Below are 18687 nucleotides of genomic sequence, written 5' to 3'. Positions count from 1 at the left end.
GAGCGCGCATTAGAGGGGCGGGGGGACAGCGGAACGCCGGTGCGGCGGCCGCTCATGGAGGATTTGAATGGAATTGGTACTGCGGTCACTCGGCGCTCTCGTCGTGACCTATGTGATGAGCCGCATCGTGCTCGGCCTGCTCAAGGGGCGGGTGCGGTTCAGCGCGGCGGTGCTGGTTGCCATACATTTGTTCTGCTTCGGCGCGGTGGCGTTCGTGCTGGGGCTGATGCGCGCCTATCTGACCTGGTTCGAATGGAACGCGGCGGCGGTCTATGCCGTGCCGCAGGCGGCCTGGCTGCTGCTCGATCTGGCGCGCTTACGCCGTTAAGGCACCAGGAACCGCAGGAAGAGCGGGATTCGCGAGAAGATCGAGCTGGTCTGCCGGTGGATGGTGATCCGCCGCAGCGAATATTGCTCGAGCCCGAATTCCAGCCCGACGCTGGGATAGCGCAGCTCCGCTGCCGGGCCGTTGAGCTCGCGCACCGGGGCCGAGCCCAGCCGCCATGCGATGTGGCTCTCGAATTCGCCGAGTTTGACTCCGAACGCGTCGGGGCAGGCGCCGGGATCGCCGGCGGCCTGGAAGCAGCTCACCTCGTCGGATTGGCCGTCCGTGGCGAAATGGAAGCGATAGGTGCCGCCGCCTTCGCCCGGATATTGCCAGAATTCATAGTCGTCCATCGGGGTCGCCTTGTCGACGCGGACCATCGGGGTGCCGCTGTTGCCGACGAATTGCGGGCGGTTCCAGCCATAGAGGATCTCGGACCTGGGCACGCCGGTGGGGCGGAAGCCGATCATCACCGTGTCGGCATGGAACCACTGGCCCATCAGCCCGACATAGACGAGTGCCACGACGCCGACCGCGACGTTGAGCCAGCGCTCGAAATTGGGTGCGTGCAGGACGTTGCCGACGCGGATCTTGCTGCGCGCGCCGCGTCCGCTGCCGCCGCCATAGCCGCGGCGGCGGCGGCCCAGCGACTTGATCGCAGGCTCGGCCTTGTCCCCGGTCTCGGCCATCAGCCGAACGGACGCAGGAACAGCGCGAACACCGGCGCCGACTGGAGGAAGTCGCGCCAGAAGCCGCTGAGGCGATTGAAGCCGACCACGACCACGTCATTGCCCTGGAGCACCGGATTGGGCGCCTCGCCGCGGCGAATCGCCGCGAGATCGAACTTGGCGGCGCGCTGCTCGCCATTGATGACGCGGAACACCGCGACCTCGGTCACCCGCGCGGTGCGGGTGGTGCCGCGCGACATGGCGATCGCGTCGAGCAGGGTGGTGGGGCCGGTGAGCGGATAGATGCCGGGCTGGACGACCTCGCCATCGACGGTCACGCGCTGCGAGACCGCCTCGACCAGGTTCACGGTCACGCGCGGATTGACCAGATAGCCGCCCGAGCGCAGCGCATCGCCGACCTCGCGGCCGAGCTGATCGGTCGACTTGCCCGCGGCATGGACGCGGCCGACCAGCGCAATGTTGATGTTGCCGCCGACATCCACGCGCAGCGTGGGCGACGAGAAATCGGGTTCGTTGAACACCGTGACGCTGATCGTGTCCGACGGTCCGATCAGATAATCCTGGAGCGGCGGCTGCGCGGTGCCAGGCGGGAAGATCGCATAGGCATCGGCGCCCGAGGGCAGGTTGAGCGGGCGCTGGGCGCAGCCCGAGAGCAGCAATGCGCCGGCGGCAAGCGCGGCGCAGAGTGCGGGAAGTCTCGAAATGGCGATTGGCATTGCGGCCCCCGATGCTGATCCTTTGGGCCATTAACCCTCGAACCGTGCCGTTCGCAAGTGCGAACGCCCCATTGGGGCTGTCGGGAAGCGCCAAGCGCTGCCATGAGGCGGCGGCAGGACGACCCCCGGCCGGAATGGGCCGGGGGGCGGGGGCGTCCCGTAACTTACTTGAGCAGCGAGAGAACCGTCTGCTGGCTCTGGTTCGCCTGGGCGAGCATCGCGGTCGATGCCTGGCTCAGGATCTGCGCCTTGGCGAGCGCGGTCGTTTCCTGCGAGAAATCCGCATCCTCGATGCGGCTGCGCGCGTCGGTGAGGTTGGTGACGTTCGAGGTCAGGTTGTTGACCACCGATTCCAGGCGGCTCTGGGCGGCGCCCAGCGTCGCGCGGGCGGTGTTGACCGTGGTCAGCGCGTCGTCGAGCGTCTCGAGCGAGTCAGAGGCGTCGCCCTGGTCCGAAATGTCGATGTCGACGGCGTCGTCGAGGTCGACCGACGAGAGGGTGAGGGTGACGGTGTCGTCCGCGGTCGAGCCGACCTGGATGGTGACGTCGCCCGAGTCACCGGCGGTGCCGTCGAACAGGACATTGCCGTTGAACTTGGTGTTGGCGAGGATGTCGCTGATCTGGCCGGTCAGCTCGGTGACTTCGGCCTGGAGGTTGGTGCGGTCGTCATCCGAATAGGTGCCCGATGCCGACTGAACCGCGAGCTCGCGGATACGGTGCAGCATGTTGGTGACCTCGCCCAGCGCGCCTTCAGCGGTCTGCGCCATCGAGATGCCGTCATTGGCGTTGCGGATCGCCTGGTTCATGCCGCGGATCGACGAGGTCATCGTCGAGGCGATGGCGAGACCCGCCGCGTCGTCCTTCGCGCTGTTGATGCGCTTGCCGGTCGACAGGCGTTCCATCGCGGTCCCCAGCATCTTTGCTGCCGAGTTGGCCGCATTGCCCGCACGCAGCGAGGCAATATTCGTACCGATAACGGTCATGTTTCCAATCTCCTCAGGCTCCCGCTCCCCCCATCGGGAACCCGAGCCACGATGCTTAATCGCGAGGTAAGGTTAACATTCCGTATCCGGAGTGAGGGCGCACGGAGGCGATCTGCGCATCGGTGCAGATAAAGCCCAAGGCCGAGTCGGGGAGGGGGAAGGGCCTGCCGGAGCGGCGGCCGGGGGCGAGATGCAGAGAGGGGCGGGGCCGCCGGCGCCCGCCCGTCTCGCCCAGGACGAAGGGCCGGCGCGTGGCCGGCCCGACGCTTACTTCATGTGCTTGGAGAGCAGCTTGTTCATTTCGAACATGGTGCACTTGTCGACGCCGAAGATGGGCTTCAGCTTGGCGTCGGCCAGAATTTCCCGCTTGTTCGCAGGGTTTTGCAGGTTGTTGGCCTTGATATAGGCCCAGATCTTGCTGACGACTTCGCTGCGCGGAAGCGCGGCCGAACCCGTGATCGCCGCGAGCTCGGGCGACGGGGTGACCGGCTTGGCGATGCCCCCGCGAGCTGCTTTCTTCTCCGCCATCTTTGTTCTCCTGTTCGTGCCCGTGGGCGGGCTATTCCTTGGGTAGCGCAGCCGGTTCGAGCAGCGCCCTGACGCCGCTGTCGCTGACCCGTGTTACTGCGCTTATTCGCTGGATGCACCACCCTCTGAGGCATTTTTGGCTCTGTTTCGGCGGATTGCCTGTGAATAACTCGCTCAGACAGCCCCCAGAGGGGATTTCGGCCCCCTGAGAGGGGCTTGTCCAGCCGTCCGGACTCGCTTCGTCGCTTGCGATGTTCGGCTGGGCGTGGAACTCTGGCGCGAGAAGGTCGAAATCTCCGGAGGAGGACAGGATGCGGGTGCTGCTGCTGGGCGGATTGCTGATGCTGAGCGGGTGCGGCGGGGGTGGCTCAACCACCGGCACCAACTATTCGGATCCGCCGCCCCAGGCGACGATCGTCGCGACGCCTTCGCCGGCCGCGACCCCCGCGCCACAGGATGTGCCGCCGGGCAACGCGCAATAATATTGCGTTTTTCGGAGCGGTGTGGACAAATTAACTGCGCTGCGCTTATGGGCGGGGCGTGACGAAGCTGCTTGCTCTCGACCTGCTCCTTACGCGCCCTTAGGGGCGTGGCGCTTTCGCGCATCTCCCCTAAGGGATCTCTCAAATTTGGACAGACCTGACCGGCAAGCGCCGGCCGAGCGAGAGAATGCACATGCTGCGCGACCCCAGCCTGAAATACCGCCCCTTTCCGACGATCGACCTGCCCGACCGGCAATGGCCCTCGCGGACGATCACCGCGCCGCCGCGCTGGCTCTCGACCGACATGCGCGACGGCAACCAGGCGTTGATCGATCCGATGGATGGCGAGAAGAAGACGCGCTTCTTCGAATTGCTGTGCCGGGTGGGGGTCAAGGAGATCGAGGTCGGTTTCCCCGCGGCGGGGGCGACCGAGTTCGATTTCATCTCGGGGCTGGTACGCTCGGGGGCCATTCCCGACGATGTGATGCCGCAGGTGCTGACCCAATCGCGCCAGGATCTGATCGAGACGAGCTTCCAGAGCCTGGTCGGGGCCAGGAAGGCGATCGTCCATCTCTACAATGCCGTCAGCCCGGCGTGGCGCGAGGTGGTGTTCAAGATGAGCCGCGCCGAGATCCGCGAGATCGCGGTCGCCGGCGCCAAGGTGCTGCGCGACGAGGCCGCCAAGCAGCCCGATACCGACTGGCACTTCGAATATTCGCCGGAAACCTTCTCGACCGCCGAGCTCGATTTCAGCCTCGAGGTCTGCGAGGCGGTGATGGAGATATTGCGCCCGACCCCCGAGCGGCCGATCATCTTCAATCTGCCCGCGACGGTCGAGTGCGCGACGCCCAATGTCTATGCCGACCAGATCGAATGGTTCGGGCGCAATATCCGCAATCGCGACAGCGTGGTGATCAGCCTGCACACGCATAACGACCGCGGCACCGGCGTCGCGGCGACCGAACTGGGGCTGCTCGCCGGCGCGGACCGGGTCGAGGGTTGCCTGTTCGGAAACGGCGAGCGGACCGGCAATGTCGATCTCGTCACCGTCGCGCTGAACATGTACACGCAAGGCATCGATCCGGGGCTGGATTTCTCGGACATCGACGCGGTCATCAAGACCGTCGAATATTGCAACAACATCCCCGTCCATCCGCGCCACCCCTATGCCGGCGATCTGGTGTTCACCGCCTTTTCGGGGAGCCATCAGGACGCGATCAAGAAGGGGTTCGCGGCGCAGGCCGAGCGCAACGACCAGCTGTGGAACGTGCCGTACCTGCCGATCGACCCCAAGGATCTGGGGCGCGATTACGAGGCGGTGATCCGGGTGAATTCGCAGTCGGGCAAGGGCGGGGTGGCCTGGGTGCTCGAGCAGGACCGGGGCCTGAAGCTGCCCAAGCGGATGCAGGCCGATTTCTCGCGCCATGTGCAGGCGCTGGCCGACGAAACCAGCCGCGAGCTCAATGCCGCCGATATCAGCGCGCTGTTCGACAGCGTCTATCTGCCGGGAGAAGGCGACCGGTTCGCGCTGGTCGATTATGAGGAGACCGGGGCTACCGGGAGCCGCGTGTTCGTCGGCCGGGTCGCGATCGACGGCGAGGTGCGCTCGATCTCGGGACGCGGCAACGGCCTGATCTCGGGCGTGATCGCGGCGCTTTCGGGGAGCACGGGGCCGAACCTCGACGTGGTCGATTATGTCGAGCATGCGATCGGGCACGGCGCGGACGCGCAGGCGGCGACCTATCTCGAATGCCGGACCGAGGACGGGCGGACGGTGTTCGGCGTGGGGATCGACGCGGATATCGCGACGGCCTCGGTCCGGGCGGTGCTGAGCGCGGCGAATAGGGCGTGAGGCAGCACTATTTGCCCCGCATACTTGTCTGATTTGGAGGGCCTATGAGCCAATCATTTTTCGACAGCAACTTTTGGTCCGCGATAGTCGGCGCGGTGCTTGGCGGTGTGATAGCGCTCCTGGCGCAACTCGCGGCAATCCGGAACGAGCGCAAAACCAAAGAGATAGAGAAACGGGAGCTTCAATCCGCGCACGGCATGGCGGTTCTAACTAAACTTGCTCGTATGCATAAACAACTGAAGGCGCTCGTTACACATTTCAATAAGTGCAAAGCAGAGCACCCGGATTTGGAACCATGGGCTTGGGCGCGTCCGTTCGCTGCCCTCCCGCTTCCTAGCGATTTTACAAGCGATGAATTGGTGACTATTTTTAGGTTGGATGCAGCGCTGATGAGTGAGCTGGTCGACCTCAACGACAATTACCGCGTCGCGCTGGGAACTTATGACCTTTTCATGGAAAACCGCGCGCGCCTAATCACGATTGGTTCCCCTGCTCGCATCGGGGATATGGTAGCGCACGTTACGTGGGATAACGCTGCGGAGCGCGAGGCAATGCTGTTGCGCGCATCGCTGAACCAACTTGCGCCTACGATGCTAGAGCATAATGCCGCCGATGAGGGGAAAATCCGAGCCCTAATAAATCGGACAACGACGGTGATGAACTCAAAGCTGGGTACAACCCTAACCGCGATGGTTGGTGTAAGTGCGCCGGCAGAGCCGTTGCCGATTACAAAGCTGTGACCCTTCCAAACCATTACCCGCCACCTAGATACACCCCTCAACATGCAAGCAGGGGACACCCCATGGCCGACGCTCCCGATCCCGCGCTCAACCAGCCTGCGGGTTATGTACCCCCCAGGGTGTGGACCTGGGACAAGGAGAATGGCGGGCAGTTCGCAAGCATCAACCGGCCGATTTCGGGCGCGACGCATGAGAAATTGCTGCCGGTGGGGGAGCATCCGCTCCAGCTCTATTCGCTGGGGACGCCCAATGGAGTGAAGGTGACGATCATGCTCGAGGAACTGCTCGCGGGGGGCTTTTCGGGCGCGGAATATGACGCCTGGCGGATCGATATCTCCAAGGGCGACCAGTTCGGCAGCGGGTTCACCGAGATCAATCCCAACTCGAAGATCCCGGCGATGATGGACCATTCGACCAGTCCGCCGACGCGGCTGTTCGAGAGCGGATCGATCCTGTTCTACCTTGCCGAGAAGTTCGGCGCTTTCCTGCCTACCGAACACCATGCCCGCGCCGAGACGATGAACTGGCTGATGTGGCAGATGGGCGCGGCGCCGTTCCTGGGCGGCGGCTTCGGGCATTTCTTCAGCTATGCGCCGTTCAAGATCGAATATGCGATCGATCGCTATGCGATGGAGGTGAAGCGGCAATATCACGTGCTCGACACGCAATTGGGCAAGACCGAGTACGTCGCGGGCGACGAGTACACGATCGCGGATATGGCGATCTGGCCTTGGTATGGCGCGGTCGCGAAGGGCGCGGCCTATCCCGGCGCGGCCGAATTCCTCGCGACCGACGAATACGCCAATGTCGCCCGCTGGGTCGAGCTGGTCGGTAGGCGCGAGGGGGTGCAGCGCGGGCGGATGGTCAATCGCAGCGCGGGCGATCCCGCCACCCAGCTTCGCGAACGCCACGCCGCGCGCGATTTCGAGGACAATACCGAGGACAAGGTGATCGCGCGGGGCGGCGAGCGCATCTGATATATCGAATATCGATAAATGATTTGATGTTTATCGATACATGGCATATCGAGAGTCGTGATCAACCACGACTCGAAGGTGTGCCCATGTCCCGTTCTGCCGCTCCCGCACTCGCCGTCTCGCACGGGCTGTTGCGCGCGCTCGTCGCGCTCAACCTCCTCGCCGGACTGTTCATTCTGACCCTGCTCGTCCTCAGCCTCGTCGCCGCGCCCTTTTTCGTGAAGGCGATGGGGATCGCCCCCGGCACGCTGCTGCTGGGCGGGCGTCTGATCATGCTGTTCGGGCTCGCATCGATCCCGCTGATGCACCGGCTGCTCACCCGGCTCCTTGCGATCGTCGGGACGGTGGGGGCGGGGGATCCGTTCGTCCCGCTCAATGCCCAGCGGCTGAGAACCTGCGCCTGGGCGCTGCTGGGGCTCGAGCTGCTGCATCTGGCGGTCGGCGCGGCGTCGGCTGCGGGGCAGATCGATGTCGATTGGGATTTCACCCCCACCGGGCTGCTCGCGGTGCTGCTGCTGTTCGTGCTCGCCCAGGTCTTCGCCCAGGGTGCGCGGATGCGCGACGATCTCGAAGGGACGGTGTGACCATGGCGATCATCGTCAATCTCGATGCGGTGCTCCACGACCGCCGCATGACGCTCACCGACCTCGCCGACCGGATCGGGATCGCGCTCGCCAACCTCTCGATCCTCAAGACCGGCAAGGCCAAGGCGGTCCGCTTTTCGACGCTGGACGCTATCTGCGCCGCGCTCGAATGCCAGCCCGGAGACATATTGGCGTTCGACCCGAACCTGGCCGCCGCTGATGATGGAGAGGAGGCGTGATCGGCGCGCTCGTTCAGGCCCTGCTCGAGGTGCAGCACGCGCTGGCGGTGGTGACGCAGGTGCTGCAGAGCATCCCCGCCATCGTGCTGGGCGCGCTGACATGACCGGCGCCGGCAAAGCCGCGACCGCCGGCGAGCTTCCGCTATGGCGCCTCTATCTGCTCCGCGCCATGTATCTGGTGATGGCCGCGGGGCTGGGAATCTTCATGTGGCCCTCGATCGTCAGCCACCGTCCCGAATGGCCGCTGATGAGTTCGGTGGTGGCGTGCATGCTCGGCGCGCTCGGGCTGCTCTCGGTGCTGGGGCTGCGCTATCCGGTCAGGATGCTGCCGCTGCTGCTGTTCGAGACGGCGTGGAAGCTGATCTGGCTGATCGCGGTGGCACTGCCCCTGTGGCGCGCCGGACGGTTCGACGCGGCGACGGCGAGCAGCGTGCGCGATTGCCTGCCGGTGGTGCTGGTGATCCTCGTGGTGCCGTGGCCCTATGTCGTCCGGACCTATCTGCTCGCGCCGGGGGATCGCTGGCGGTGAACCAAAGCCTCCGTTCGGCCTGAGCTTGTCGAAGGCCAGCTTTCCATGGGCGTATCGTTTGTCGATGGGCGCCCTTCGACAGGCTCAGGGCGAACGGCAAATTGGAGGCTAGCGGGTGCGGACGATCTCGCACCCGATCCGCGCGTCGGGATAGATGTCGGGCTTCATCGAGCGGACCGTGACGCGGACCACCGCGGGATCGGCGAAGGCGAGTGCGGCGACCGCTTCGCACAGGGTTTCCTGAAGCTCGAAATGGCGTGAGCCTGTGAGGCGTAGGATGCCCTCTCGCAGGAAATCATAATCGACCACCGCGTCGATCCGGTCTTCGGGCACTGCGGCGTAACTACAATCCATCGCGACGTTCAGCACGACCCGCTGGCGCGCGGCGCGTTCCTCGGCGTGGATGCCGAGACCCATCACGACCTCGAGGCCTTCGAGCAGGATGCGATAGTCAGCCATGCGGGCGCTCCCGGCCCTCGAACATCACATCGCCGTCGCGCGGCAGGAAGCGTTGGCCGCAATCGACGAACAGGTTCTGGCCGGTGATACTGCGCGCGGTGAGGAGGTGCTCGACCGCAGCGGCGACATCGTCGAGCGCGACGGGGCGCTGGAGGAGGTTCTGGCGGGCATGCTCCGAGAATTCCTGCTCGGTCTGGTCGAGGCTGGGGAGGGTGAGGCCCGGAGAGACCGCGTTGACGCGGATGCGAGGGGCGAGCGCGCGCGCCATCAGCTCGGTCGCGGCGGCGAGCGCGGACTTGCTGAGCGTGTAGCTGAGGAAATCGGGATTGAGATTGGCGACCTTCTGGTCGAGCAGGTTGACGACCGCGCCTTCCTCCAGATCCGCCTGGCTCACCAGCGCCGAGGCGAGCGCGACCGGGGCGCCGAGGTTCACGCGCATATGCTGGTCGAGCAGCGCGAAATCGGTGAGGGGAAGGGCGTCGAAAGCGAAGATCGAGGCATTGTTGACGAGGCCGGTGACGGGACCGCCCAGTCCCTCGCGCGCGGCCTCGATCAGCGCGGGGGCGGTGGCGGCGTCGGCGAGCTCGCCCGAGACGACGCAGGCCGTGCCGCCGGCCGCCGCGATGGCCGCGCGCAGGGCCTCGGCGTCGTCGGGAGCATGGTGATGGTGGATCGCCACCGCATGGCCGCGCAGCGCCAGCCGCCGGGCGATCCCCGCGCCGATCCGCTTCGCGCCGCCGGTGACGAGGACGCGCATCAGAACCCCACAACCTTTCCGTTCGTTTCGAGCGAAGTCGAGAAACACTGGCCTGAGCGCGGGCTTCTCGACTTCGCTCGAAGCGAATGGAGAGGGGAGGCATGCAGGTTCAAGCTCACAGCCCCATCAGCGCGAGCACTTCCTTGCGGCTGCGCTCGTCGTCGCGGAAGACGCCCATCATGCGGCTGGTGGTCATGCCGACGCCGGGGGTGCGCACACCGCGCGCGGTCATGCAGGCATGGGTGGCGCGGATCACCACGGCGACGCCCAGCGGCTTGAGATGGGTCCAGATGCAGTCGGCGACCTCGGCGGTCAGCCGCTCCTGCACCTGCAGCCGGCGTGCATAGGCATTGAGCACGCGCGCGAGCTTGGAGATGCCGACAACATGGTCGCGGGGGAGATAGGCGATGCAGGCGGTGCCGATGATCGGCGCCATGTGATGCTCGCAATGCGACTGGAACGGGATCTCCTTGAGCAACACGATCTCGTCATAGCCGCCGACCTCCTCGAAGGTGCGGGCGAGATGGTGCGCGGGGTCCTCGGCATAGCCCTGGCAATATTCCTTCCAGGCGCGCGCGACGCGCTGGGGCGTATCGAGCAGACCCTCGCGGCCGGGGTCGTCGCCCGACCAGCGGATCAGCGTGCGGATCGCGTCGGCGACGTCGTCGGGCACCGGAATCTTGAGGCTCGGGGCAATCAGATCGCCATCGTCGGGGGTCTCGTTCCGGTCCGCCATGATTTCAGTCTTTCCAGTTCAATTTCAAATTGACGCTACGGCAAACGCGATTCTTGCCCAGAGCCTGTGTTGCATCCCTGTATCGCCTCGGGAAAAACCGCCAAAAACCGCGATATTCCGCCGTTCAATTCCGTTGACGCCCGCTTTCCGTGAGCGTTAGTGTTTGCCGTAACAAAAGCAACGCGCGACCAACGTAAGAATGGCGCGTGTCCGTCAGGAGGGGTGCACCCAATGAAAAAGTTCAATCTGCTTGCTGCCTCGGCGCTTACGCTGTTCGTCGCCACGCCCGCCTTCGCCCAGGATACTCCGCCGAAGGACGAAACCAACAGCCAGGAATATCAGTCGGCCAACGACATTGTCGTGACCGCCACCCGCCGTAACGAGACGGTGCAGACCGTGCCGCTCGCGGTGACCGCGGTGCCGAACTCGCTGCTCGAAAATGCCGGCGTGCAGGACATCAAGGGGCTCGAGCAGCTCGCCCCCTCGCTTCAGACCACCACCGGCCAGTCGGCCGCGACGGGCTCGTCGCTTTCGATCCGCGGCGTCGGCACCGCCGGCGACAATCCGGGCTTCGAGCCCGCGGTCGGCGTGTTCATCGACGGCGTCTTCCGTCCGCGCGCGGGCGTGGCGCTTTCCGAGCTGCCCGAACTGGAGCGCGTCGAAATCCTGCGCGGGCCGCAGGGCACGCTGTTCGGGCGCAACACCTCGGCGGGTGCACTGTCGATCTTCACCGCGCAGCCCGCGTTCGAGCTCGGCGGCTATGTCGAGGGCAGCTACGGCAATTATAACGCCTGGGAGCTCGAGGGCGCGATCACCGGCCCGGTCTCCGAGCAATTCGCGCTGCGCCTCGATGCGGGCGTGCGCAAGCGTGACGGCTTCATCGACGACGCTAATTCGTCGCGCTTCATCAACAATATCGATCGCTGGAACGTCCGCGGCCAGGCGCTGCTCGACAGCGGCGACTTCACGCTGCGGATCATCGGCGATTATTCGGAGACCGACGAGGCGTGCTGCGGCGCGGTGAGCATCGCGCGCGGTTCGCTCGCGGGAGCGATCAACTCGATCGCGACGCCGCAGGGGCTGGTCGGCCTCTATACCGGCGCGCAGGTGACGGTGCCCTATACCACGCCGACCCCGGGCTCGATCACCTTCTCGCTCAATCCCGACGACCGCGTCCAGGCGGTCTCGCCCAACCGCTTCTATGGCGAGCAGGTGAAGGATTATGGCGGCTCGGCCGAGATCAACTGGGATCTGGGCGGGGTCAACCTGACCTCGATCACCGCCTATCGCCAGTGGCGCGCGACCCGCGCGCAGGACATCGACTTCTCGGGCATCGATCGCGCCTATCGCGACGGCTACAAGACCGGGCTGAACGACTTCACCCAGGAAATCCGCCTCCAGGGTTCGGCGGGCGTGCTCGACTGGCTCGTCGGCGGCTTCTACCTCAACGAGAAGCTGGACCTGACCGATACGGTGCGGTTCGGCAATGACGGCAATCGCTATGTCGATACTGTGTTCGCCGGTGCGCTCGGCGCGCCGCCGCCCGCGGGCTTCGGCACGCCCCTGCAGTTCTACGGCTCGCTCGGGCCGAGCGTGCCGCTGTTCGGCGCGGCGTTGCTCAACCCGGCGGTTCCGAACTCGATCCCGGCGCTACAGGCGGCCTATGGCCAGCAGCTGGGCCTGCTGGTCGGCTGCTTCCGCGCCAATGTCGGCACCGCGCCGGCCGCGACCTGCGTGATCCCGGGTGTCCCGACGGCACCGGTTCCGGGCCTCGCCGCGCTGGTGACCAACCCGCTGCCGGGCGTCAGCGCCGGCCAGGGCAACAACAGCGACGTGTTCGGGGTCAAGACCAACGCCTTCGCGCTGTTCACCCACAACATCATCCATGTCGACGATCGCCTGTCGATCACGCTCGGTGCCCGTTGGAACTACGAAACCAAGGACATGACGGCGTCGATCAACAACAATACCGGATCGTGCGCCTTCTTCGACCAGGTGCGTGCGGGCAATCCGGCGGCGGCGACCTATGCCTTCTATCTGCGCCAGGCCGGCCTGTTCAACAATCTGTTCCTGCTGAGCTGCAACCCGGCGGTGAACACCGAGTTCAACGGCAACTACACCCACAGCAAGAGCGAGAGCCAGATCACCGGCACGGCCAAGATCGCGTACAAGTTCTCGCCGAGCATCCTGGGTTATGCGAGCTATGACCGCGGCTACAAGTCGGGCGGCTACAATCTCGATCAGGCGACTTTCCGGTCGGTCCTGCTCGGCGGCACCGGCGCGCACGGCTCGGATCTGGCGTTCGGCCGCGAGACGGTCGACTCGTTCGAAGTCGGCTTCAAGACCAGCTTCGGCCGCGCCTTCACGCTGAACGCGGCGGTGTTCTACGCGAAATATCACGACCTGCAGAACCTGGTGTTCAGCGGCAACAACTTCGTCGTCCAGAATATCCCGCGCTCGACCTCGAAGGGCGTCGAGCTCGAATCGATCATCCGCCCAGCCTCGGACTTCACCGTCCGGCTCGGCTACACCTATCTCGACGCCAAGTACGACTCGTCGAACAACTTCACCGGCACGCCGCTTGCCGGGCTCGAGGGGCGCCAGATCCAGAACCAGCCGCAGCATGTCGTGACCGCGACGGCGACCTGGACGCCGAAGCTTTCGGACAACATCAACGGCCTGATTCATGTCGACATGCGCTACAACAGCGAGGTCGAGATCGCCGGCCGCAGCCCGCTCAACCCGGATCGCGGCATCATCCGCAATCCGGGCTATCCGCTGATCTCGGCGCGCGTGGGCCTGCAGTCGTCCGACGGCAACATCCGCGGCGAATTCTATGTCGAGAACCTGACCAACGCCTATTACAACATCACCGGCTTCGCGGTGCCGGAGCAGACCGGCAACTATGCGGGCTATCCGGGCTATCCGCGCTTCTATGGCGCGCGGGTGCGGTTCGGCTTCTAAGCCCGCCGCCTATCGGACCTGAGAGGGGGCCGGGACCGCGAGGTTCCGGCCCCTTCTTGCTGACGGGAGTCCGCTTCAGGCGGTTCGGGCCTCCTGGTCCGCTTGCCTGACGGCGGAGATGAATGCCGCCAGCTTTTCGGGGTCCAGGCGGCCTTCGGTGCGAACGCCCGAACACAGGTCCAGCCCGAACGGCCGAACCCGGCGGATCGCCTCGGCGGCATTGGCGGCGGAAAGGCCGCCGGCCAGGAACACCGGCAATCGGCTTGCCGCGACGAACGCGGCGCTCACCGCCCAATCATGCGACTGACCGGTGCCGCCGAACACCGGCGTCGCCGCGTTGGGCTTGCCGGAGTCGAGCAGGAACGCGTGTATGTGCGGCGAATAGCGCGGGATCAGGTCGAGGGCCTCGGGACCCTCGACATGGATAACCTGCACCCGGCGAACCTGTGGCTCCAGTTCGGCCAATCGCGCCGATTCGGCCGGGTCGATGTGGCGCAGGATCTGGACCACCGACGGCCGCGTTTGCCGGACATGCGCGGAGATCGTCCTGGCCGATTGCTCCGAGGTGAGCAGGAAGGTCGCGACGGGGGGCGGCACGGCCGCGACGATCTCGGCGATGCTGGCGTCCGGGATCGTGCCGTGCGAGGGCGGCCTGGTGGCGACGAACCCCAGCGCGTCGGCGCCCGCGCCGATCGCCATGCGCGCCTCCTCGACCGAGGCGATGCAGCAGATCTTGACCCGTGTTCTCACCGGATGCCCCTTCCTTCCTCAGCTCCCGAACAGATTGTCGAGCGGGCTCTTGGGCAGGAACCACAGGATCGCGACCAGTGCGGCGCAGGTGAGGCCCAGGCCCGGCGAGACGAAGCTGAGCGGGATGCCCGCGGCATAGATGACGCTCGCCACGAAGCCCTTGCGCATCGATCGGCGGTGATAGTCCTGCGCCGCTTCATCCTGGGCGCCGGTGCGGCGGATGACGGTCTGGAGCCAGAGATAGGCGAAGGAAGGGAGCATCATCGTGCCCATGTAGAGCAGGGTCGCCTCGCGGCTGAAATGATGCTCGCCCAGATAGGCGGTCGCGAAGGGCACCAGCGACAGCGCGAAGAGCAGGGCGATGTTCGACCAGAGCAGGGCGTTGGTCACGTGCGTGGCGTGGTGGAACATGCGGTGATGGTTGACCCAGTAGATCGCGACATAGGCATAGCTGAGCGCATAGGCGGTCAAGACCGGCCAGAGCGCGAACAGGGGCTCCCAGCCGGCCTCCTCGGGCGCGTGCATCTCGAGCACCATGATCGTGACGATGATCGCGATCACGCCGTCGGAAAACGCCTCCACCCGCTTGGCGCCCTCGCGGCCCTCCGCACCTTCGCTCATCGTATTATCCCCAATTGCCCGCCTCCTTGTGGCGTGGCGATTATGGAGCCGTCAAAAAAAATCGCGGCCGGCAATCTCCTGTAAATCCGGCGCGGATATCATGGCGTCATCATCGGGAGGGTAGACCCTATGCGACTGCTTCGTCATTTGCTTCCCAGGCCCCGCCGCACGGGCAGCATCGGTCCGCGCTATGCGCTGACGCCGTCGAGCCTTGCGCCGCTCGAGCTCGACTACGATCCGCTGGTGGCCCAGCTCGCGAGCCAGTGCCGCTGAGGCGCTGAGGCCCAAGAAAAAGGCCGCGAGCGCTGAGCGCTCGCGGCCTTCCTCTCCCCAGGCCTGTCGGCCTTAGTTCTTGTCTTTGTCGACGAGCTTGTTCGCGCCGATCCAGGGCATCATCGCGCGCAGCTCGGCGCCGACCTGCTCGATCTGATGCGCGGCCTGGAGCTTGCGCGCGGCCTTCATCTGCGGGTTGCCGGCCTTGTTGTCCTGGATGAACTTGGCGACGAAACGCCCGCGCTGGATATCGTCGAGGACGCGCTTCATCTCGGCCTTGGTCTCGGCGGTGATCATGCGCGGGCCGGTCTCGTAATCGCCGAACTCGGCGGTGTTCGAGATCGAGTAGCGCATGTTCGCGATGCCGCCCTCATAGAGCAGATCGACGATCAGCTTGGTCTCGTGGAGGCACTCGAAATAGGCCATTTCGGGGGCATAGCCCGCCTCGACCAGCGTCTCGAAGCCCGCCTGGATCAGATGGGTGATGCCGCCGCACAGCACCGCCTGCTCGCCGAACAGGTCGGTCTCGCATTCCTCGCGGAAATTGGTCTCGATGATGCCCGAGCGGCCGCCGCCGACGCCCGAGGCATAGGCGAGCGCGATGTCGTGCGCGTTGCCCGAGCTGTCCTGGTGGACCGCGATCAGGCAGGGCACGCCGCCGCCGCGGACATATTCGCTGCGCACGGTGTGGCCGGGGCCCTTGGGCGCGATCATGATGATGTCGAGATCGGCGCGCGGCTCGATCAGCCCGAAATGGACGTTGAGGCCGTGCGCGAAGGCGAGGGTGGCGCCCTGCTTGAGGTGATCGCGCAGCTCGGTCGCGTAGATCTCGGCCTGGTGCTCGTCGGGGGCGACCATCATCAGGATGTCGGCCCAGCCCGCGGCCTCGGTCGCGGTCATCGTCTTGAAGCCGGCATTCTCAGCCTTGGCGCGGGTCGCCGACCCTTCGCGCAGCGCGATCGCGACTTCCTTGACGCCACTGTCGCGCAGATTCTGCGCATGGGCATGGCCCTGCGAGCCATAGCCGATGATGGCGATCTTCTTGGCCGTAATCAGGTTCAGATCGGCATCGCGATCGTAATAGACACGCATTTTTCCCGTTTTCCCTTCTTCTTACTTCGTCATGCTGAACTTGTTTCAGCATCCATCGTGCAACCAGCGACGTCGTCGCCCGTGGAGAGATGGATCCTGAAACAAGTTCAGGATGACGGTGGTATTTGTGGCTCTAGGCCGCCTCTTTCCCTCTCGAAATGGCGACGACACCCGTCCGCGCGACCTCTACCAGGCCGACTTCGGACATCAGCTCGACGAACTTGTCGATCTTGTCGCGCCCGCCGGTCACCTCGAACACGAAGCTCGAGATGGTCGCGTCGAGCACGTGTGCGCGATAGACTTCGGCCAGCCGTAGCGCCTCGATCCGGTGATCGCCGGTGCCCGCGACCTTCACCAGCGCCAGCTCGCGCTCGACATGGGGGCCGAGCGCCGTCAGGTCGGTGACCTTGTGCACTGGCACCAGCCGCTCGAGCTGGGCGATGATCTGCTCCATCACATGGGCGGAGGCAGAGGTGACGATGGTGATGCGGCTGACCGCGCGGTCGTCGGTGATCTCGCTCACCGTCAGGCTCTCGATATTGTAGCCGCGCGCGGTGAACAGGCCGGCGATCCGCGCGAGGATGCCGGGTTCATTGTCCACGATGACGGTGAGCGTGTGGCGCTCGCTGGCTTCCTGCTTGATGTGCATCAGACCAGCGCCTTCGCTTCGTCGTCCATCTCGCCCGAGACTTCGTTGCCCTCGAGGATCATCTCGGTATGCGCCGCTCCGCTCGGGATCATCGGGAAGCAATTGGCGAGCTTCGCCACGCGGCAATCGACGATCACCGGGCCGTCATAAGCAAGCATGTCGGCGATGCCGGCGTCGAGCTGGTCGGGGCGTTCGATGAGGATGCCCTTCCAGCCATAAGCCTCGCCCAGCTTGACGAAATCGGGGAGCGCGTCGCTATAGCTTTCCGAGTAGCGCGACTGATAGGTCAGCTCCTGCCACTGGCGGACCATGCCCATATATTCGTTGTTGAGGATGAAGATCTTGACCGGCAGGCGGTACTGGGTCGCGGTCGCCAGCTCTTGGATGTTCATCTGGATCGAGGCCTCGCCGGCGATGTCGATCACCAGCGCATCCGGATTGCCGAGCTGCGCGCCGATCGCCGCGGGGAGGCCGTAGCCCATGGTCCCAAGGCCTCCGCTGGTCAGCCATTTGTTGGGTGCCTCGAAGCCGAAATGCTGCGCGGCCCACATCTGGTGCTGGCCGACCTCGGTGGTGATGATCGGCGCCTTGTGCTTCGTCGCCTCATAGAGCGCGCGGATCGCCCGCTGGGGCATGATCTCGTCCGCGCGGTCGGCGAAATCGAGGCAGCGGCGCGCGCGCCAGCCCTCGATGCGGCGCCACCATTCGGACAGGTCCGGCTTGGGGTGCTTGCGCGCCTTCCACGCCGCGACCATGTCCGCGAGCGCCGAACCGACATCGGCGATGATCGGCAGGTCGACGCGGACATTCTTGTTGATCGACGAACGGTCGATATCGACATGGACCTTGCGGCTGTTCGGGCTGAACGCGTCGAGCCGGCCCGTCACGCGATCGTCGAAGCGCGATCCGAGCGCGATGATCAGGTCGGCGCGGTTCATCGCGAGATTGGCCTCATAGGTGCCGTGCATGCCGAGCATGCCGAGCCACTGATCCGACGAAGCGGGCAGGGCGCCGAGGCCCATCAGCGTCGAGGTGACCGGCGCGCCGGTGAGCTCGGCCAGTTCGCGCAGCAGCCGGGTCGCCTCGGGCCCCGAATTGATGATCCCGCCGCCGGTGTAGAGGATCGGCCGTTCCGCCGCCGCGAGCATATCGACCGCCGCCTCGATCGCCGCGGCGTCGGCCTTGGTCTGCGGAGCGTAGCGCTGGGTGTTCCGGCCCGGCTTGCGCGACGGGGCAGTGGCGACCTGGACGTCCTTGGGGATGTCGATCACCACCGGACCCGGCCGGCCCGCGGTGGCGATATGGAACGCCTCATGGACCGCATCGGCGAGCTGCGCCGGGTCCTTCACGAGATAGTTATGCTTCGAGCAATGCCGGGTGATGCCGACCGTATCGGCCTCCTGAAAGGCATCGGTGCCGATCAAGGCGGTCGGGACCTGGCCGGTGATCACGACCATCGGGATCGAATCCATCAGCGCGTCGGTGATGCCGGTGACCGCATTGGTCGCGCCGGGGCCCGAAGTGACGAGCACGACCCCGGGCTTGCCGGTCGAGCGGGCATAGCCTTCGGCGGCATGGGTCGCGGCCTGCTCGTGGCGGACGAGGATGTGCTTGATGCGGTCCTGCTTGAACAGCGCATCGTAAATGGGGAGCACCGCGCCGCCCGGATAGCCGAACACGACCTCCACACCGAGATCGCACAGCGTCTCGATGAGTATGTCTGCTCCGCTCTTCTCGGCCAC

The 18687-nt window shown here is 65.5% G+C and carries 22 protein-coding genes; 10 read left to right on the top strand and 12 right to left on the bottom strand.

Going from position 1 to position 18687, the window contains the following annotated elements; all coding sequences use genetic code 11:
• The first annotated feature begins 67 nt into the window (after positions 1-67).
• Complete coding sequence (locus tag OF829_RS14740) at positions 68-328, top strand: hypothetical protein (RefSeq protein WP_264940848.1); 261 nt, start codon at positions 68-70, stop codon at positions 326-328.
• On the opposite strand, the gene OF829_RS14735 is transcribed toward OF829_RS14740, so the two are convergent.
• The 4 genes from OF829_RS14735 to OF829_RS14720 all read right to left on the bottom strand — a co-directional run bounded on the left by OF829_RS14735 (position 325) and on the right by OF829_RS14720 (position 3241).
• The gene (locus tag OF829_RS14735; RefSeq protein WP_264940847.1) at positions 325-1014 is read right to left on the bottom strand and encodes a hypothetical protein; all 690 of its coding nucleotides are present in this window, start codon (positions 1012-1014) and stop codon (positions 325-327) included. The two genes, OF829_RS14740 and OF829_RS14735, sit on opposite strands and share 4 nt — an antisense overlap.
• The gene (locus OF829_RS14730; protein WP_264940846.1) at positions 1014-1730 is read right to left on the bottom strand and encodes a polysaccharide biosynthesis/export family protein; all 717 of its coding nucleotides are present in this window, start codon (positions 1728-1730) and stop codon (positions 1014-1016) included. The genes OF829_RS14735 and OF829_RS14730 overlap by 1 nt, the downstream gene beginning before the upstream one ends.
• 164 nt (positions 1731-1894) lie before the next feature.
• Complete coding sequence (locus OF829_RS14725; protein WP_264940845.1) at positions 1895-2713, bottom strand: flagellin N-terminal helical domain-containing protein; 819 nt, start codon at positions 2711-2713, stop codon at positions 1895-1897.
• 267 nt (positions 2714-2980) lie between these two features.
• The gene (locus tag OF829_RS14720) at positions 2981-3241 is read right to left on the bottom strand and encodes an SWIB/MDM2 domain-containing protein (protein WP_264940844.1); all 261 of its coding nucleotides are present in this window, start codon (positions 3239-3241) and stop codon (positions 2981-2983) included.
• A gap of 311 nt (positions 3242-3552) precedes the next feature.
• Here OF829_RS14720 and OF829_RS14715 point away from each other — a divergent pair, with 311 nt between their 5' ends.
• The 7 genes from OF829_RS14715 to OF829_RS14685 all read left to right on the top strand — a co-directional run bounded on the left by OF829_RS14715 (position 3553) and on the right by OF829_RS14685 (position 8644).
• Entirely contained in the window at positions 3553-3723 is a 171-nt protein-coding gene (locus OF829_RS14715; RefSeq protein ID WP_264940843.1) for a hypothetical protein, read from the top strand.
• A 193-nt stretch (positions 3724-3916) separates the two neighbouring features.
• Positions 3917-5575 (top strand): 2-isopropylmalate synthase, encoded by a 1659-nt coding sequence (leuA, locus tag OF829_RS14710; protein ID WP_264940842.1) that lies wholly within the window; start codon positions 3917-3919, stop codon positions 5573-5575.
• A gap of 44 nt (positions 5576-5619) precedes the next feature.
• A complete protein-coding gene (locus OF829_RS14705) occupies positions 5620-6315 on the top strand; it encodes a hypothetical protein (protein ID WP_264940841.1) in 696 nt (231 codons plus the stop codon).
• 62 nt (positions 6316-6377) lie between these two features.
• Positions 6378-7292, top strand: coding sequence for a glutathione-dependent disulfide-bond oxidoreductase (gene yghU, locus OF829_RS14700; protein WP_264940840.1), 915 nt, complete (start codon positions 6378-6380; stop codon positions 7290-7292).
• Between the two features lie 86 nt (positions 7293-7378).
• Complete coding sequence (locus OF829_RS14695; protein ID WP_264940838.1) at positions 7379-7876, top strand: DUF2975 domain-containing protein; 498 nt, start codon at positions 7379-7381, stop codon at positions 7874-7876.
• 2 nt (positions 7877-7878) lie between these two features.
• The gene (locus OF829_RS14690; protein ID WP_264940837.1) at positions 7879-8115 is read left to right on the top strand and encodes a helix-turn-helix domain-containing protein; all 237 of its coding nucleotides are present in this window, start codon (positions 7879-7881) and stop codon (positions 8113-8115) included.
• Between the two features lie 100 nt (positions 8116-8215).
• Entirely contained in the window at positions 8216-8644 is a 429-nt protein-coding gene (locus OF829_RS14685) for a hypothetical protein (RefSeq protein ID WP_264940836.1), read from the top strand.
• A 108-nt stretch (positions 8645-8752) separates the two neighbouring features.
• Here the strand turns inward: OF829_RS14685 and OF829_RS14680 are convergent, their stop codons facing one another.
• The 3 genes from OF829_RS14680 to folE form a co-directional block, all read right to left on the bottom strand.
• Complete coding sequence (locus tag OF829_RS14680) at positions 8753-9103, bottom strand: dihydroneopterin aldolase (protein WP_264940835.1); 351 nt, start codon at positions 9101-9103, stop codon at positions 8753-8755.
• Positions 9096-9860, bottom strand: coding sequence for an SDR family oxidoreductase (locus tag OF829_RS14675; protein ID WP_264940834.1), 765 nt, complete (start codon positions 9858-9860; stop codon positions 9096-9098). Before OF829_RS14675 ends, OF829_RS14680 begins: the two co-directional genes overlap by 8 nt.
• 115 nt (positions 9861-9975) lie before the next feature.
• Complete coding sequence (gene folE / locus OF829_RS14670) at positions 9976-10596, bottom strand: GTP cyclohydrolase I FolE (protein WP_264940833.1); 621 nt, start codon at positions 10594-10596, stop codon at positions 9976-9978.
• 231 nt (positions 10597-10827) lie between these two features.
• Between folE and OF829_RS14665 the strand changes: the two genes are divergently transcribed.
• Positions 10828-13560 carry a TonB-dependent receptor gene (locus OF829_RS14665; RefSeq protein ID WP_264940832.1) on the top strand — a complete coding sequence of 911 codons (2733 nt, stop codon included), beginning with the start codon at positions 10828-10830 and terminating at the stop codon, positions 13558-13560.
• Positions 13561-13635: 75 nt separating this feature from the next.
• Here OF829_RS14665 and OF829_RS14660 read toward each other — a convergent pair whose 3' ends face one another.
• Together OF829_RS14660 and OF829_RS14655 are read right to left on the bottom strand one after the other, a co-directional pair.
• On the bottom strand, positions 13636-14310 hold the full coding sequence (locus OF829_RS14660) for a phosphoribosylanthranilate isomerase (protein WP_264940831.1): 675 nt from the start codon (positions 14308-14310) through the stop codon (positions 13636-13638).
• 18 nt (positions 14311-14328) lie between these two features.
• Positions 14329-14931 (bottom strand): TMEM175 family protein, encoded by a 603-nt coding sequence (locus tag OF829_RS14655; RefSeq protein ID WP_264940830.1) that lies wholly within the window; start codon positions 14929-14931, stop codon positions 14329-14331.
• Between the two features lie 129 nt (positions 14932-15060).
• Between OF829_RS14655 and OF829_RS14650 the strand changes: the two genes are divergently transcribed.
• Positions 15061-15204: a hypothetical protein gene (locus OF829_RS14650; RefSeq protein ID WP_264940829.1), complete on the top strand. Its 144-nt coding sequence runs from the start codon at positions 15061-15063 to the stop codon at positions 15202-15204.
• A 72-nt stretch (positions 15205-15276) separates the two neighbouring features.
• On the opposite strand, the gene ilvC is transcribed toward OF829_RS14650, so the two are convergent.
• The 3 genes from ilvC to OF829_RS14635 all read right to left on the bottom strand — a co-directional run bounded on the left by ilvC (position 15277) and on the right by OF829_RS14635 (position 18687).
• Positions 15277-16296, bottom strand: coding sequence for a ketol-acid reductoisomerase (gene ilvC, locus OF829_RS14645; RefSeq protein WP_264940828.1), 1020 nt, complete (start codon positions 16294-16296; stop codon positions 15277-15279).
• A gap of 133 nt (positions 16297-16429) precedes the next feature.
• Positions 16430-16945, bottom strand: a complete 516-nt coding sequence (gene ilvN, locus OF829_RS14640) for an acetolactate synthase small subunit (RefSeq protein ID WP_264940826.1) — start codon at positions 16943-16945, stop codon at positions 16430-16432.
• On the bottom strand, positions 16945-18687 hold the full coding sequence (locus OF829_RS14635) for an acetolactate synthase 3 large subunit (RefSeq protein ID WP_264940825.1): 1743 nt from the start codon (positions 18685-18687) through the stop codon (positions 16945-16947). The genes ilvN and OF829_RS14635 overlap by 1 nt, the downstream gene beginning before the upstream one ends.

Source organism: Sphingomonas caeni (genome assembly GCF_026013415.1).
Lineage (GTDB): Bacteria > Pseudomonadota > Alphaproteobacteria > Sphingomonadales > Sphingomonadaceae > Sphingomonas > Sphingomonas caeni.
This window is presented reverse-complemented; position numbering and strand designations above follow the sequence as displayed.

What these genes read in the sequence shown, in the direction of transcription:
- OF829_RS14740 (WP_264940848.1), top strand. Translation starts at nt 68, where the DNA reads ATGGAATTGGTACTGCGGTCACTCGGCGCTCTCGTCGTGACCTATGTG.
- OF829_RS14735 (WP_264940847.1), bottom strand. Translation starts at nt 1,014, where the DNA reads ATGGCCGAGACCGGGGACAAGGCCGAGCCTGCGATCAAGTCGCTGGGC.
- OF829_RS14730 (WP_264940846.1), bottom strand. Translation starts at nt 1,730, where the DNA reads ATGCCAATCGCCATTTCGAGACTTCCCGCACTCTGCGCCGCGCTTGCC.
- OF829_RS14725 (WP_264940845.1), bottom strand. Translation starts at nt 2,713, where the DNA reads ATGACCGTTATCGGTACGAATATTGCCTCGCTGCGTGCGGGCAATGCG.
- OF829_RS14720 (WP_264940844.1), bottom strand. Translation starts at nt 3,241, where the DNA reads ATGGCGGAGAAGAAAGCAGCTCGCGGGGGCATCGCCAAGCCGGTCACC.
- OF829_RS14715 (WP_264940843.1), top strand. Translation starts at nt 3,553, where the DNA reads ATGCGGGTGCTGCTGCTGGGCGGATTGCTGATGCTGAGCGGGTGCGGC.
- leuA (WP_264940842.1), top strand. Translation starts at nt 3,917, where the DNA reads ATGCTGCGCGACCCCAGCCTGAAATACCGCCCCTTTCCGACGATCGAC.
- OF829_RS14705 (WP_264940841.1), top strand. Translation starts at nt 5,620, where the DNA reads ATGAGCCAATCATTTTTCGACAGCAACTTTTGGTCCGCGATAGTCGGC.
- yghU (WP_264940840.1), top strand. Translation starts at nt 6,378, where the DNA reads ATGGCCGACGCTCCCGATCCCGCGCTCAACCAGCCTGCGGGTTATGTA.
- OF829_RS14695 (WP_264940838.1), top strand. Translation starts at nt 7,379, where the DNA reads ATGTCCCGTTCTGCCGCTCCCGCACTCGCCGTCTCGCACGGGCTGTTG.
- OF829_RS14690 (WP_264940837.1), top strand. Translation starts at nt 7,879, where the DNA reads ATGGCGATCATCGTCAATCTCGATGCGGTGCTCCACGACCGCCGCATG.
- OF829_RS14685 (WP_264940836.1), top strand. Translation starts at nt 8,216, where the DNA reads ATGACCGGCGCCGGCAAAGCCGCGACCGCCGGCGAGCTTCCGCTATGG.
- OF829_RS14680 (WP_264940835.1), bottom strand. Translation starts at nt 9,103, where the DNA reads ATGGCTGACTATCGCATCCTGCTCGAAGGCCTCGAGGTCGTGATGGGT.
- OF829_RS14675 (WP_264940834.1), bottom strand. Translation starts at nt 9,860, where the DNA reads ATGCGCGTCCTCGTCACCGGCGGCGCGAAGCGGATCGGCGCGGGGATC.
- folE (WP_264940833.1), bottom strand. Translation starts at nt 10,596, where the DNA reads ATGGCGGACCGGAACGAGACCCCCGACGATGGCGATCTGATTGCCCCG.
- OF829_RS14665 (WP_264940832.1), top strand. Translation starts at nt 10,828, where the DNA reads ATGAAAAAGTTCAATCTGCTTGCTGCCTCGGCGCTTACGCTGTTCGTC.
- OF829_RS14655 (WP_264940830.1), bottom strand. Translation starts at nt 14,931, where the DNA reads ATGAGCGAAGGTGCGGAGGGCCGCGAGGGCGCCAAGCGGGTGGAGGCG.
- OF829_RS14650 (WP_264940829.1), top strand. Translation starts at nt 15,061, where the DNA reads ATGCGACTGCTTCGTCATTTGCTTCCCAGGCCCCGCCGCACGGGCAGC.
- ilvC (WP_264940828.1), bottom strand. Translation starts at nt 16,296, where the DNA reads ATGCGTGTCTATTACGATCGCGATGCCGATCTGAACCTGATTACGGCC.
- ilvN (WP_264940826.1), bottom strand. Translation starts at nt 16,945, where the DNA reads ATGCACATCAAGCAGGAAGCCAGCGAGCGCCACACGCTCACCGTCATC.